The 14,629-nt window shown below is 61.8% G+C and carries 14 protein-coding genes; 3 read left to right on the top strand and 11 right to left on the bottom strand.

From position 1 onward, the window contains the following. Positions 1 to 35 precede the first annotated feature (35 nt). On the top strand, positions 36 to 317 hold the full coding sequence (locus tag FJW03_RS01980) for a GNAT family N-acetyltransferase (protein WP_140766135.1): 282 nt from the start codon (positions 36 to 38) through the stop codon (positions 315 to 317). A gap of 64 nt (positions 318 to 381) precedes the next feature. Here the strand turns inward: FJW03_RS01980 and FJW03_RS01975 are convergent, their stop codons facing one another. From FJW03_RS01975 to FJW03_RS01935, 8 genes are all read right to left on the bottom strand, one after another. Beyond that, on the bottom strand, positions 382 to 1,101 hold the full coding sequence (locus tag FJW03_RS01975; protein ID WP_181165761.1) for an ABC transporter permease: 720 nt from the start codon (positions 1,099 to 1,101) through the stop codon (positions 382 to 384). Positions 1,102 to 1,105: 4 nt separating this feature from the next. Next, positions 1,106 to 1,813, bottom strand: coding sequence for an ABC transporter permease (locus tag FJW03_RS01970; RefSeq protein WP_140613051.1), 708 nt, complete (start codon positions 1,811 to 1,813; stop codon positions 1,106 to 1,108). A gap of 85 nt (positions 1,814 to 1,898) precedes the next feature. Next, positions 1,899 to 2,696, bottom strand: coding sequence for a transporter substrate-binding domain-containing protein (locus FJW03_RS01965; RefSeq protein WP_140766134.1), 798 nt, complete (start codon positions 2,694 to 2,696; stop codon positions 1,899 to 1,901). Between the two features lie 74 nt (positions 2,697 to 2,770). Beyond that, positions 2,771 to 4,741 (bottom strand): DUF2817 domain-containing protein, encoded by a 1,971-nt coding sequence (locus FJW03_RS30185; protein WP_319022903.1) that lies wholly within the window; start codon positions 4,739 to 4,741, stop codon positions 2,771 to 2,773. A gap of 64 nt (positions 4,742 to 4,805) precedes the next feature. Beyond that, positions 4,806 to 6,332, bottom strand: a complete 1,527-nt coding sequence (locus FJW03_RS01950) for an FAD-binding oxidoreductase (RefSeq protein WP_140766132.1) — start codon at positions 6,330 to 6,332, stop codon at positions 4,806 to 4,808. Next, positions 6,329 to 7,450: a histidinol-phosphate transaminase gene (hisC, locus tag FJW03_RS01945; RefSeq protein WP_140766131.1), complete on the bottom strand. Its 1,122-nt coding sequence runs from the start codon at positions 7,448 to 7,450 to the stop codon at positions 6,329 to 6,331. The genes FJW03_RS01950 and hisC overlap by 4 nt, the downstream gene beginning before the upstream one ends. A gap of 46 nt (positions 7,451 to 7,496) precedes the next feature. After that, complete coding sequence (locus FJW03_RS01940; protein ID WP_140766130.1) at positions 7,497 to 8,627, bottom strand: 2Fe-2S iron-sulfur cluster-binding protein; 1,131 nt, start codon at positions 8,625 to 8,627, stop codon at positions 7,497 to 7,499. Then, entirely contained in the window at positions 8,624 to 9,664 is a 1,041-nt protein-coding gene (locus tag FJW03_RS01935) for an aromatic ring-hydroxylating dioxygenase subunit alpha (protein ID WP_140766129.1), read from the bottom strand. Before FJW03_RS01935 ends, FJW03_RS01940 begins: the two co-directional genes overlap by 4 nt. A 123-nt stretch (positions 9,665 to 9,787) precedes the next feature. On the opposite strand from FJW03_RS01935, the gene FJW03_RS01930 reads away from it, so the two are divergent. Further along, positions 9,788 to 10,702, top strand: a complete 915-nt coding sequence (locus FJW03_RS01930; RefSeq protein WP_140695841.1) for a LysR substrate-binding domain-containing protein — start codon at positions 9,788 to 9,790, stop codon at positions 10,700 to 10,702. Between the two features lie 67 nt (positions 10,703 to 10,769). Here the strand turns inward: FJW03_RS01930 and FJW03_RS01925 are convergent, their stop codons facing one another. Further along, on the bottom strand, positions 10,770 to 11,669 hold the full coding sequence (locus tag FJW03_RS01925; RefSeq protein ID WP_140766128.1) for an SDR family oxidoreductase: 900 nt from the start codon (positions 11,667 to 11,669) through the stop codon (positions 10,770 to 10,772). Between the two features lie 48 nt (positions 11,670 to 11,717). Beyond that, complete coding sequence (locus tag FJW03_RS01920) at positions 11,718 to 12,455, bottom strand: SDR family oxidoreductase (RefSeq protein WP_140766127.1); 738 nt, start codon at positions 12,453 to 12,455, stop codon at positions 11,718 to 11,720. A gap of 121 nt (positions 12,456 to 12,576) precedes the next feature. Between FJW03_RS01920 and FJW03_RS01915 the strand changes: the two genes are divergently transcribed. Next, entirely contained in the window at positions 12,577 to 13,479 is a 903-nt protein-coding gene (locus tag FJW03_RS01915) for a LysR family transcriptional regulator (protein WP_140695744.1), read from the top strand. A 285-nt stretch (positions 13,480 to 13,764) separates the two neighbouring features. Here FJW03_RS01915 and FJW03_RS01910 read toward each other — a convergent pair whose 3' ends face one another. Beyond that, entirely contained in the window at positions 13,765 to 14,580 is an 816-nt protein-coding gene (locus FJW03_RS01910) for an alpha/beta hydrolase (RefSeq protein WP_140766126.1), read from the bottom strand. Positions 14,581 to 14,629: the final 49 nt, after the last annotated feature.

The following is a 14,629-nucleotide window of genomic DNA, read 5'->3' as shown; positions in this document are numbered from 1 at the left end:
GAACAAACCGAACCGGGGAGCGGCATGGACGCTATGTGGCCCGCATAGAGGGGATCGACGCAGAGGCCGAGATCACCTTCACGAAGAGGGGCGCCGATCTGATCAGCGCCGATCACACGAGTGCGCCGGAGACGATGAGGGGAACTGGCGCTGCCGCTGCTTTGGTTTCCTTCATGGTGGAAGACGCACGCAGAAACGGCTTCAGGATTCTGCCGATATGTCCCTATGTCCGCGCGCAATATCGCAAGCATCCCGAGTGGGCCGACGTCATGACGATGCCTCCGGGCGCGGAGCCCAATCCCGGGAAGCACGGTTGATCCATCCGGATTTGTAGCTCGCTCGCGGCTGACGTGTCGGAGTGGTACAACGAGGGAAGCACCGTCACGATGCTGCCGGAGACGGTGCGGCCGAATCCTGGCGGGAGGGGGCCTCGTGCCGCATGAGAAAACGCTCAATGGAGCGGATGATCGCGATCAACAGCAGATTGATCACCAGATAGAGCACCCCGGCGATGGCGAAAATCTCGAAGATCGCGAAGGTCTGGCTCATCAGCCGCTTGGCATAGCCGGTGATTTCGAGCACCGTGATTGTCGATGCGAGGCTGGTGCCCTTGACGACGAGAATGAGTTCGTTGCCATAGGCCGGCAGCGCCTGGCGGATGGCGAGCGGAAACTCGATGCGCCGGAACCGTAAGATGCGCGACATGCCGCACGCTTGGGCCGCCTCGACAAGCCCGACCGGAACCGACATCAATCCGCCGCGCAGGATTTCGGATGTATAGGCGGCCGTGTTCAGCGCCAGCGCCAGCACGGCGCAGCGCGCACCGTCGCTGATCACCCACCACAGAGCCGCGTTGTCCTTGATCAGGGAAAGCTGGCCGAGCCCGTAATAGAACAGGAATATCTGCACCAGCAGCGGCGTCCCGCGAAAGACGTTGCTGTAATATTTGGCGAAGCCTGACAGGAGGCGGTTGGAGGACAGGCGCATCAGCGCCAGGCCGAGACCCAGATTGAAGCCGATCAGCACCGAAACGAACGTCAGCGCCGCCGTGACCCATAGGCCCTTGAGCAGAACGGGAACCGCAAGCTGGATGAGGTCCATCATACTACTTTCTCGTCCGCAGCCTGAGCAGGCGTTCGATCCCGTCGAACCCTGCCTGACTTGCAAGCGTGATGAGGAGATAAACCACTGCCGCGATCAGATAGAAGATGAACGGATGGCGGGTGGAATTGGCGCCGATGAATGAAATGCGCATCAATTCCTGAAGGCCGACCACCGAGACCAGCGCCGTGTCCTTGATGGTGGTCTGCCAGACATTGTTGATGCCGGGAACGGCGATGCGCAGCATCTGCGGCGCGATGATGCGGCGGAAGATCCGGCCGCCGGGCAGTCCGAGCGCGCGAGCGGCCTCGATATGCCCATTGGGGATGGCGCCGAGCGCCCCGCGCACGACCTCGGTCGAATAGGCGCCTGAAATGGCGCCGATGGCGATGACCGCGATAACGAACGCATAGCCGCTCTCGGCGACGCCGGCATAGCCGAAAGCGGTCACGACCCTGGTCACGAATTCAACCGAACTGAAAAACAGCAGGTAGATGATCAGCAGTTCGGGCACGCCACGCACCAGCGACGTATAGACATCGACCAGCAGCGAAAGCGGAAATATCCGGGCCCACTTGATCAGGCCGCAGACAATGCCGATCACCAGCCCGGCCGCCATGCTGACGAGACCGACGAGGATCGTTATCGAAGCGCCGCGCAAGATCGCGGGCACCCAACCCGCTTCCCAAACCTGCCAGAGACCGAATTCCATGTGAGTGCTCTAGTCTGCGCGAATGATACGAAGCCCGGATGCATGCGCCCGGTTGCCCGGGCACATGCGATAGAAGTCCACGGCGTTATTGGCAGGGCCGGGAAATGTCCGTCTTGAACCATTTCTGGCTGGCCTTGCCGACCGAACCATCGGCGATCAGCTCGCAAAGCCCCTTGTCGATCTTGGCCTTGAGTTCGGTGTTGTCCTGCGCGATGCCGACGCCGATGCCCTCGCCAAGCGTCGGATCGAACGTGCTCTTGATCTCGACACCGACCAGTTGGAAGTTCTTGCCATCCGGCTTGTCCAGAAAGTCCTGCAAGGCGGATTGATCGGCGAAAGCGGTGTCGATACGGCCGCTCGCAAGGTCGATCTGCATCTGGTCGAGCGTATCGTAGGTTTTCAGGTCGGCGTTCGGCGCACGCTTCTCGAGGAAATGCGCGTGCGTCGTGCCGGCCTGCACGCCAACCTTCTTGCCGTCGAGCGATTTCAGCAGCGTGTCGACGTCGGTGATGGCAGCCAGATCGGAGTCCTTGGCCGCGACGAACATATTGGCCAGTTCGGCGTATCCGACGCTGAAATTGATCTCCTTCTTGCGATCGGCGGTGATCGACATGCCCGAGATGATGACGTCGAAGCGCTTGGCCTTCAGCGCCGGGATCAACCCGTCGAAGGCCTGCACGACGAAGTGGCACTTCACTTGTAGCTTGGTGCAGAGCAAGGCGCCGACATCGGCGTCGAAACCGGTGACATTGCCATTGGCGTCGGACATGCTCCATGGCGGGTAGGCGCCTTCGGTTCCGATGGACAATTCGCCTTCGGCGGCCAATGCGCTGCCCATGCCTCCCGCGAGAAAGGCGAGCAGCGTCAAGACTTTCAGTTTCATGTCAGTTCCCCTTGTTGTTGATCTCATTGCCGTTGTCCGGTGCGAACCGAACGCTTCGAGGGTGCGGTTTTTCCTCACAGCGTGCGCGCCAGGAACTGACGCAGACGCTCCGAGCGCGGGCTGCCGAACAGCTCCGCGGGTGCACCCTCTTCCTCCACCTTTCCCTGGTGGAGAAACAGGACCTTGTGGGAGACCTCGCGCGCGAACTGCATCTCATGCGTCACGAGGATCATGGTGTTGCCTTCCTCCGCCAGTTGACGGATCACCCGCAGCACCTCGCCGACCAATTCGGGATCGAGCGCCGATGTCGGTTCGTCGAAAAGAATGACCTTGGGCCGCATCGCAAGCGTTCGGGCGATCGCCGCCCGCTGCTGCTGGCCGCCGGAAAGCTGGCCCGGATAGTGGGCGTGCTTGTCGGCAAGACCAACCTTCTTCAACAGGGCGTGGGCGTGTTCGATGGCCTTCTCGCGGGGCTCCTTCAGCACATGCCTGGGCGCCTCGATGATGTTCTCGACCACCGTCATGTGCGGCCAGAGATTGAAGTTCTGGAAGACCATCCCGACGCGGGCGCGGATGCGTTCGACCTGCGCCATGTCGGCCGGCCCGATACGGCCGTTGGACAACGGCTTCATCTTGATGACCTCGCCGTCGATGGCGACCTTGCCGCCATCCGGTTGCTCCAGGAGGTTGATGCAACGCAGGAACGTGCTCTTGCCGGATCCGGACGAGCCGATCATGGAAATCACCTCCCCGGCATGGGCCGTGAGATTGACCCCCTTCAACACCAGAAGGGAGCCGAACCTCTTGTGAAGTTCGTCGATCTGCACGGCTGGCGTCGTGGTCTTTGGTTCATGCATGGGAGCCTGGTCGGCCACCGAAGCGCGAATGGTTCGCGACATTTGTTGGCTCCCGATGGCCTCCTCCTGGCCTATCTCGACAGCCTCCAGGTCCGCCAGCGCACGGTCGAAGTATCGCAGGCTGCTCGACAGGCAGGTCCGCTGCCAATCCGCGTCGGCCGGAATGAAGGCCGAGCGCAGCGTGTCCCGGATCCGCTTGCCCAGCGGCGAATCGAGCTTGCCGAACAGATGCAGCCAGTTGTCGGCTTGCACCGCTTCCATCACGGTCGGACCGTCCAGCGTGCCGCATTCGACGACAAGCGGCAGCACACGCGCCTTCGGCATCGCCTTGCGGACGGCATCGGAGACATAGCCGGTCGCAGTTGCGGCGATGCCGGTTCCCGTTTTGGCGCCCGGACCGGTAAGGACTGTCGCAAGCGCAGGCCCGAAGATGGATTTGCCCCAGGCAAGGCCGGGATGCTCGGAACTCGCCACCGAAAGCAGAGCCGGATAACCATAGGGCCCGGCGCCGGTATGCAGGTCGAAGACGATGACCTGACGCGCGCCGCCGGCAAAGGTCTTCAGGATTTCGTTCAAGGTTCGGTTCGACCAGACGGGACCGCCGCCGCCGTAATACAGTCCGTCTGCGAATTCATACTGGCCGGCCTCGACGATCGCCGCCAGTCCGGCATGCCCGAGTTCCTTGCGCGCCGCGGCGAGCTTCTCGTCGGCCGCTATGCGATCCGACCCTTCCCATTCATGATAGGCAAGCGCATCGTGCAAGCCGGCATAGCCGTTGTTGACGGGAGCGCCCGCCGACCAGTCGATCAAGTTGCGGTTGAGATCGACATTGTCTTCATTGACGCGCCGCGACCATGCCGTGCCCCAGGGATTGATGAGGTGGACGGCAAGGATCGCTATGTCGTCGGGCAGACGCCGCAGGTTCTTCTGGCCCAGCCACGCGGTCTGGCAGGTCGAGCCGAACGGCCCCTCGACGCCATGCGTTCCGGAGATGAGCACGATCAGTTTCGGCGCATCGCGACGGCCAAGCAGCGCCACATCGGTCGCCAGGGCCTCGCCATCCGGTCCGTTCAGCGGATGGATATATTCAGACAGTTCCGCGCCCGCCCGCTTGGCCGCCTCGCGGAAGCCCTGGCGCAAGCCGGCGAAATCCGGGGCATAGGGCGCCGGCTCTTCATGGCGTACCATTGGTCCCGCCGGGCGACTGGCAGCCGCGGTCAATCCGTTCATTCCCTGTCGTTCCGCCGTGGGGCTAATCATCGTTGAGATCGCTCGCGTTCTTAAGGGGCAGTCGGCGCTCGCTGCCGGAAGGGAGCGGCCTGGAGGACCGGACGAACCAGGCATCGCAGGCAAGCACCTTGTCGGGGTTCATGATCGACTGATCGTCCAGCGCTCTTTTCACCCGCTCCATCGCGGCGAGTTTCGTCGGGTCGGCTGTCGCCAGCAGGGAATGGATGCGCTTCGACCCAACGCCATGCTCGGCGGAAAAGGAACCGCCAATCTCCCGGAGTTGTTGATACAGGACGTCCTCGACCGCCTTGGCGATGTGAGGAGTCAGCGGACCCTGGCGGTTGAGCACGATATGGAGGTTCCCATCGGCCAGATGTCCGAAGACATAGGGCGCGAGACCCGATTCGATCGCGGCAAGGCCGGGTACGATCCTTTCGAGATAGGTTGAAATCTCCGACAATGGCACGGATACGTCGAAGGAAGGCGCATCGGGATGAGCGCGGTAAAGCACCCCGGTGTCCTCGCGCAGCCGCCACAAATCGTCCTCCTGCCGCCGTGAGCCGGCAATGATGCCGGTCGCTTCGGGATGACGCTCCATCGCTTCCGAATAAATCCGCTCGAAATCCTCGCGCAGCGCGTCCTCGCGCGCGCCGCCAAGCGACAGCAGCAGGAACAAAGGCTGCCCGGGCGCCACGCCGGCTTCGGACCATCCATGCGCGGCGGCTGCCAGCCTGAAATACGAGCTCCACATCGCCTCCGCCGCGCGCAGATGCCCGACATCCGATTCCAGCGCCATGCGGATGATCTGCAAAGCCGCCTCGATCGACGGCAGGCCGAAAAGCGCGGTGGCGGTGGCTCGCGGCGAAGGGTCGAGCTTGACGACCACGCGGGTGACGATGCCGAGCGTGCCCTCGGCACCGATGAAGAGATGCTTCAGGTCGTAGCCGGCGGAATTCTTCACCACCCGGGTCAGATCGGAATAGATCGATCCGTCGGCCAGCACGGCCTCGAGGCCAAGCACGCGATGGCGCATGACGCCGTTGCGAAAGGCCATCACCCCACCGGCATTGGTGGACACCATGCCGCCGATCGTCGCCGAGCCGCGCGCTGCAAGGTCTATGCCCGGTTCCAGCCGGTGTTCGAGCGCGGCCTGCTGCAGGGCTTCCAGAGTGACGCCGGCGCCGACCACCGCCACGCGCTCGATCGGATCGAGCCGATCGATGTGGCTCAAGCGCGCCGTCGACAGGACGATCTCGCCCGGCCGCGAAATGCTGCCGCCGACCAGGCCGGTCCGCCCGCCTTGCGGCACGATGGGAACCTCGTTGCGGCGGCAGATGCGCACCACCGCCGCGACCTCCTCCGTCGACGAAGGCGTGACGACAATGCCGGCGCCGCAATCCATACCGTTCGACCCAAGGTCGATCGCCCTGGCATCGTCGCCGGTCCGCACGTTCGAGGCGCCGACGACACCGCGGATGCTGTCGACAACAGGCAATGGCACCGCCTGGCCGATCCAGCCCGCTTGCCCTGGAGAAGCGAGGCCGGTCATTGTGCCACCAATCCCTGAAGTGCCGTGATCAGCCGGTCATTGTCCGCCGGGGAGCCGATGGTGACGCGCAAAAAGCGCTTATAGCCGGCCTCACGCCACGCCTTGACGATAATCGCCTGCTTGAGGAGACCAGCGGCAAGGCTCGAACTGTCGACCTTGCCGTCGAAGAACAGGAAGTTCGTTTGCGACCGCGCAACCTGGAAGCCAAGGCCGGCAAGCGCGGCGGCTGTGCGGGCACGCTCGGCTCTGATGCGCCCCACCGACGCCTTCATCCAACCTTCATCGGCAAGGGCAGCGACAGCGGCGGTCTGCGCCGCGGCGTTGACGTTGAACGGCGTCTTCGCGGCGGCAATCACTCTCGCCAGTTCAAGGCTGGAACAGACGGCATATCCCACGCGCAGTCCCGCCAGGCCATAAGCCTTCGAAAACGTCCGCAGCACGACATGGTCGATAGAACTGTCGCGCAGAACCTCGATGCCGTCCGGCGCGCCGGGATCGGCAAACTCGAAATACGCCTCGTCGAGGACGAGAAGCGTGCCGGGCCGAACGGCGCCGATCAGCCGTCGCAAGCTGGAGCGGTCGAGACCGGGGCCGACCGGGTTCCAGGGCGAGGATATGAAGACCACTCGCGGCCCGGCGGCGATCGCCGTTTCGAGCGCGGCAAGGTCGAAGCTCATCTCCGGCGTCATGGCGATCTTGACGACATCAGCACCGGCCGCCAGCGGCTCTATCTCATGCAAGCCGAAGCTCGGCACCGTCGTCACCACCGAGGCGCCCGGCACCAGGACGGCACGCGAGATGGCGGCGATCATCTCCTCGGAGCCATTGCCGACGACAATCAGGTTGGGGTCGACCGTCAGTCTATCGCCAAGTGCCGCCCGCAGCGCGGTGCAAGCTGGGTCGGCATAACGCCATGGCTCGAAGGATGAGGAGGCCAATGCGGCCATGACGGCGGGAGAACAACCGTCAGGGTTTTCGTTGCTGGCAAGCCGGGCGATGTCGTGGCGGCCACTCAACGCCCGCGCCATCGCGATGTTCATGCCGGCATTGTAGGGCGGCAATGCCGCGACATGCGGATTGAGAGGCAGGCTCGACGCTGGTTTGACCGACTGTTCCAAATCCCGACTTCCGTTTCCCCTGACCACGCGCGGCACGACGATCTTGTCAAATATCCAGGACGACTGATCCGCGCGGCTTCGAGCAGCACAGCAGCACGTCGCCAGCCTTGAGTTCGTCCAGCGGTTCTTCGAAATAGGCGACGTCGCCCGAGACCAGCCGCGACTTGCAAGTCCCGCAGATGCCGGCCCGGCAGCTGAATTCCGGTGTTAGGCCTTGATCCTCAGCGAAGTCGAGCAGCGATGCCGCCGAGCCGTCCCAGACCGCCTTGAGGCCCGATTTTCGGAATTCCACGGTTGTCGTCTCGCCGGTCGCCTCGATCCTTGCCAGTTGCACGCGAACCGGGGGAGCTCGCACCGCATCCGGCTCGAGCACCGTCGCCGGGCCGAAAAATTCGTAGGCGATGCGATGCTTTGGCACGCCAAGCCCACGCAGCAGGGCGTAGATCGCCTGCATGAACGGTGGTGGCCCGCAGAGGTAGAAGTCATAGTCGTCGATCGGTAGCAGGCGCTGCAGCACGTCTCGCGAAATCATGCCCTCGCTTTGAAAGCGCCGCTCGGCCCTGTCGTGTTCGGACGGCGATCGGTAGCAGTAATGGGCGATCAGCCCGGGCCGGGTGGCGACCAGGCCGGCCACCTCGTCGCGCAAGGCATGCACGTCGCCATTCTCGCAAGCATGGATGAAGACGGCACGGCGGTCCGGCATCGAGGCCAGCGCATGCAGCATCGACACCATCGGCGTCAGCCCGACGCCGCCGCTGAGCAGCACGACCGGACGGGGGCTGGTCCTGTCGAGCACGAAATCGCCGCGCGGCCCTTCCGCCTGGAGCACATCGCCGACGTCGACCTGATCATCCAGGAAGCACGAGCTTATCCCGCTGGGAAGCCCTGGCGCGGGTGCGACCTCGCGTTTGACGCTGATCCGGTAGCGGCCCTTGCTGGCCGGCGAACAGGAGACGCTGTAGTTGCGCAGCACGTATTGCCTTTCGCCGGCGGCATTCCCAGGCACCGGAATGCGAAACACCAGGAACTGGCCTGGCTCGAAAGCGCGCCAGTCGCGTGGATTGACCGGCTCGAAATGAAACGACGTGATGACGGCGCTCTCCTTCACCTTCGCGACCACCTTCAGGTCGCGAAACCCGCTGCTTGCGATAGAGTCGCGGGCGGTGAATGCGTTCATTCGGCGGCCGCCAATTCCTGGCTCTCGCTTGCGATCAGCTTGGCGAGGTTGCGACGGAAGCGCAGCGGCCCGACGTCGATCTTCAGATCGAGATTGGGTGTGTGCTTGTTCGCCATGCCCTTGTGCACGGCATTGAGCACGACGCGATCCTCGTCGAAGGCGCCACGCACGGATGTGGCGAACTGGCGCGAAACCTCCAGGTCGTCGGGCGCGAAATTGCGCATCTGGAACCAGTAGTATTTCGTCTGGTTCTCATCGACCGGCGTCATGAAGTTGTAGCTGTCCATGAGGAACACATCCTCGTGCAGCGGCTTGCCCTCGCCGCCAGTGCGGGCCGGCACGAAGATCGCCTTGATGATCGCGTTTGAGGGGTAACGCACCTCATAGTGCTGCTTGCGGTCGCATTTGCCGCTGAATTTGAGAAAGGGCGCATAGAAGGGCGCCGGCTCGGCATCGACCACCCAGCGCCACACGGTCACACCGTCCGCGCCGACCGTCGTTTCGAGCGGCGCATCCTCCATGGCCTGGACGCCGCCGAAGGAAGATTGGTGGACCCATGACACATGCGAGGGATCGAGCAAATTATCGGTCATGTAGAGATAATTGCAATCCAGCGACATCGACTCGCCGCGGTTGACGCCCCATGCCGGATCGCCCCAGTGGTCGACCTCGAAAATCAAGGCGGGATCGGCCTTGGCCGCCTCGCCCATCCATATCCAGAGCAGTCCGTAGCGTTCGGCGATCGGATAGGAGCGGACGCACGCGACATGCGGTATCTTTTCCGCGCCCGGCACACGCGTGCAGGTTCCCGTGCTGTCGAAGGTCAGGCCGTGATAGCCGCATTCGACCGTGTCGCCCTTGATGCGGCCCATGGACAAAGGCAGCTTGCGATGCGGACATGCGTCTTCGAGCGCCGCCACCTGCCCATCGGTCCGTCGGTAGAGGACAATGTCCTCGCCGAGGATTTGGGTTGGCACCAGCCGGTCGGCGACCTCATGATCCCATGCGGCAACGTACCAGCAGTTTCGAAGAAACATGGCGTCCTCCCCAGCTTGTGAACACGAAAACGAATATCGTGCGAGCTTGGGGCGACATAGGGCTTGCATCTGCGTTCTATTTTAGAAAAACTAAATCAAGCTGACCCCAGGATCGTTGCCCAGGTGAACAAGACGCCCCCGTTGCGTGCGATACAGGCCTTCGAGGCTTTCGGCAGGTGCGGCAGCGTGACCGCCGCGGCAAACGAGCTTGGAGTGTCGGTCGGCGCGGTCAGCCAACAGATACGCAAGGCCGAAGATGCCCTGGAGGCGAGGCTGTTGGAACGGCGCGGCAGGAGCGTGGCCCTCACGGCGTTGGGCCGTGTCTATCACGCAGCGGTTTCCGTCGGATTCGAACAGATTCGCGAGGCTCAGGATGTCATCGAACGGGCCCGCTCCGCGGACACTTTGACCATCTCCTGCCTGCCATCACTGGCCAGCAAATGGATCGGCCCGCAACTGCTGGATTGGCAGGCCAGCCATGCCGGCGCGACGGTGCGCCTGGTTGGCGCCGAGACAGAGCCCCGATTGGACACAGAAGAGTTCGACTTCCGTATTTCCTACGGTGACAAGTATCGTGATTTCAACCACTACACCGAACTGTTCACGGATTGGGTGGTGCCGGCATGCTCGCCAGCGCTGCTCGCAAAGCATCCTGTGCGCAAACCCGCCGACATTCTCGATCTGCCGCTTCTCAGCATAGAGTGGGCCCGCGACCACCGCTCGCCGCCAGGTTGGGCGGAATGGGCCGCAAGCATCGGGGCATCGTACCGAAAGGTTTCGGGCGAAGTCGCCTTCTCCTTGTCGAGCGCCGCGATCGATGCCGCGACGAACGGAAGGGGCATAGTGCTGGCGCAACTTTCGATGGCCGCCGAGGATATCGCGTCCGGCCGGCTCATTGTCCCTTTCGATCAGCGGCTAAAATTATCTCAGGCCTATTTTCTTGCCTGGGACCGTGCAGCCTTGCAAAAGCCCTTCGGTCCGGAACTGCGCGCATGGATCGTTTCGATTTCCAAGCGGATGGGCGCGGCATTAAGCTAATGTCCTCATGTCCCGCTCTCGGTCGCCGCCGAGCGGCGGATGCGAAGGCGTGTGCCGCAGTGGTCTTTCAACCGTTAATGTGTGGAGCGAGAAGATCTTTGAGACCGATGTTTCGAAACATCTCGCGGCGCATGCGATCGCCGATCCTGAACACTTCTTCTGCCCCATCCTGTGAGGGATCAACGAAGACGCGATAGGGCCGTTTTCCGAACGGCGCATTCACGACGTCGGCAATTGCTATTGCGACAGCCGAGGCATCGGCGTCTGCGGGTTCCAATGCGGCCAAACCTTTCAGCGCCTGGTCAGCGACCCCCGCATAAGGGCCGCTCTCATAGGCCGCGACCACGCCTTTATCGGCTGGCGTGCCAGAATGAGCGAAGTGGTTAGTGCCCTTGGTGAAGGCGCCCGGAACCACGATTGAGGTTTCAACGCCCCAGCGTGCGACTTCGCTCGCATAGGATACAGCGAGCGAATCCATAGCAGCTTTGGCGGCGAAATACGGTGCTAGAAACGGCGGTGTCCCACCGCGCGTGGATGAGGACGAAACCCAGACCAACAGGCCACGCCCCTGTTTGCGAAGCTGCGGCAACGCCACCCGGTTGATGCGCTGCGTCGAAAGAACGTTGATGTCATATAGTTCAGCATATTGCTCCGGCGTGAAGGCCTCTGCTGGTCCAAACACCATATGGCCAGCGTTATGCACGATAACGTCGAGCCGGCCATTGTCCGCGATTATCTTGGTAACCCCGGCGGCCACGGACGGATCAGAACTGACGTCAAGCTCGACCGTCCTCAGGTCGACGCCCAACTCCTTTGCATAAGCCTCAACCTCTGCAACTCGCGGCGCGTTGCGCCCGGTGGTCTCCCGCATTGAAGCGTAGACCGTGTGGCCCGCTTGAGCGAGTGCTCGGGCGGACAGCAGGCCGAAGCCGCTAGATGCGCCGGTGACAAGGATCACTTCTTTCATGGTGAGGCTCCTAGACAGTGAGTGGGGATAAGCTTGAGGGGGTTCCCGTCAGCACATTCCGCCGTTCGCGCGAATCGTCTGGCCGTTGATCCAGCCGCCCTCAGGGCCAGCGAGAAAGCCGACGACGCGCGCAATATCCTGGGGCTGGCCGAGACGTTCGAGCGGATTCATCTTCGCCATGTGATCGATGAGTTCCGGGCTCTTTCCGCTCAGGAAGAGGTCAGTGGCGACAGGACCGGGCGCGATCGCGTTCACACTGATGCCGCGGCCGCGCATTTCCTGAGCTAAGACCTGGGTCAGGCCTTCGACAGCGGCCTTGGTAGCGATATAAACCCCATAGGTCGGCAGGCGAGCGCCGATGACACTGGATGAGAAATTGATAATGCGTCCACCGACTCGCAAGCGCTTTGCCGCTTCACGGCAGACGTTGAACGTGCCCTTTAGATTGATTGCGATGGTCTGGTCGAATGTCTTGTCGTCGAGGTCGGCGATTTTAGCGAGCTTCAGGATGCCGGCACAGTTGACGACAACATCGACCCCGCCAAAGGCATTCTCGGCCGCGTCGAACATAGCGATGACCGCCGCGGGATTGGCGACGTCAGCCTGTGCGACGATCGCTTCGCCGCCCGACGCTGCAATCTTGTCGGCAACTTCCCGGGCTGGACCCGCACTGCCAGCATAATTCACGACGATCTTAAACCCGTTCATCGCGAGGTGAAGGGCGAGTTCTGCACCGATACCGCGCGATGAGCCGGTGATTAGTGCAACCTTTCCAGTCTTGCTCATGTGTTGCTCCTTCATGTCTTGCATCGCCATCAAAGGCGGTGGCCGGGAGCAATCTAGGACTTGAGTGAGGCTAAAAAAAATGCATAACTTTCACTGAAAGGATAACTGAAAGTATGCCTATATGGCTTTCGACACTAGATTGCTGAGCGGGGTCGGCGTTCTCTCAGCCGTGGTCGAGGCTGGCAGTTTCGCCCGAGCAGGCGAAGCCATGGGCCTAACTCAGCCCGCGGTGAGTCGCGCCGTAGCTCGCCTAGAGGAGCGGGTCGGCATCCGAATCTTCAATCGCACCTCTCGTGCTATCTCGCTAACTGACGAAGGTCGGCGCTTCTATGAAGCAATCGCGCCACTTCTCGCCGGCATCGAGGATGCATCAGTGACGGCCAGCGGGTCAAAGGCGGTTGTTCGAGGGCGGCTAAGAGTCAACACGGATGGTACATTCGGTCACTATATATTAGCGCGGCGAATGAACGAATTCCTTGACCGTTTCCCTGATCTTTCCGTCGAAATAAGTGTGCGCGACAGAATGGGCGATCTGGTCGCAGACGGCTTCGACGTCGCGATCCGTTTCGGAGAACCAGAGTCCTCTTCCCTAAAAGCTAGGTTATTGCTCGAAACGCGTGTCCTAACGTGTGCTTCCACCGCCTATCTTGCGCGCCGAGGCGAGCCCAAGCATCCGAGGGATTTGGAGAAAGGACATCAATGCATATTAATCCGCGATCCGACGACGGGGCGTCCCTTTGAGTGGGAGTTTCAGCGAGGCCGGGAAGTTGTTCCATTCGAGGCTCCCGGGCGGCTGATGGTCAACGACACAGCCTCCTTAGTTGGGGCTTGCGTCGGGGGAGTTGGCATCGCGCAATTGCTGGAGCTCTATGTCAAAGATCTGCTCTCGGAGGGGCGAGTTGTCCAGTTGCTTCCGGACTGGGTAGACGAGACTTTCCCTCTTTATGCCTATCATCATGCGTCGAATTTAGTCTCCGCCAAAGTTCGCGCCTTTCTAGATTTCGTACAGGAATTGACCGTCTGATGCAGAAACATAGGCACATCAGCAATCGCGTCCTCGGCGCGTCTTAAGAACTGGATCCCCACTTTGCGCCCGATAGAGCGCGCGGCGATGTAGCGTTTCACAAAGGCCAGCAGGTCCTGGTTGATAACGTCGGCGTTCGTCGTGCACATACCATGCGGGTAGGCTAGTGCCCGCCTAAAGTGGATTGAGTGCATCTCCCAGATGGATTTCCAAACCACTCAACCAAAATCTCATCTAGCGAAAGAGACGACACGGAGACAAACCGTGTCGCCCCGGATCGCTCCTCTACTTTGCGATATGCTCGCGAATGCCATCGGCGATTTGCCGCAATGCTGCATCCGTCGATGGAACATGACGTAGCGCGTTCAGAAGCACGAAATCGTGTATCGTACCATTGTAGCGCACGGCAGCTACGTCGACGCCGGCCTGCTCCAGCTTGTGGGCATAGGCCTCCCCTTCGTCGCGAAGAGGATCGTTTTCGGCGGTGATGACGAGCGCTGGTGGCAAGCCCTTCAGCTGATCGAGCGTGGCGCGTAGCGGCGAGACGTAAGGATTGTCGCGTGTCTTGGCGTCGGGTGCATAGAGATCCCAGCCGTACTTCATGAATGAGCGCGCCAGAAAGCGGTCCGTGCCATAGTCCAGATAGGACTGGGTATCGACGCTGGCGTCCGTAGCGGGGATGAGCAGCACCTGATAGCTGATTTTCGGACCATTGCGATCTTTCGCCATCAGTGACAGGGCTGCAGTCATATTGCCGCCGACCGAGTTGCCAGCGACCGCGATGTGCTTCCCATCAGCACCGAACTCGCCGGCATGGGCAGCAACCCACTGGAGCGCAGCGTAGGACTCCTCCAATTGGGTCGGGAATTTGGCCGTCGGCAGCGGCGTATATTCGACGAACACACCAATCTGGCCCGATCCAACCACCAGATCGCGCAGCAGGCGCTTATGGTTCTCGTAGTTGCCGACAATCCAAACGCCACCATGGATAAAGAGCAAGACACCCGTCTTCCCACTCACCTTCTCAGGCTTCATGACGTAAAGCTTCACTTGGTGCCCGTTCTGCGTGATGGTCTTCTCCGCCGTGGTGACGCCGGACATGTCAACCTGCGTCTGGTTCTGGAGTCCCGTCAGAATCTCCTGCGGCTTC

This window comes from Mesorhizobium sp. B4-1-4, assembly GCF_006439395.2.
In the GTDB taxonomy this organism is placed as follows: Bacteria; Pseudomonadota; Alphaproteobacteria; order Rhizobiales; family Rhizobiaceae; genus Mesorhizobium.
The sequence above is the reverse complement of the archived record's forward strand: the minus strand, read 5'-3'. Positions and strand labels throughout refer to the sequence as shown.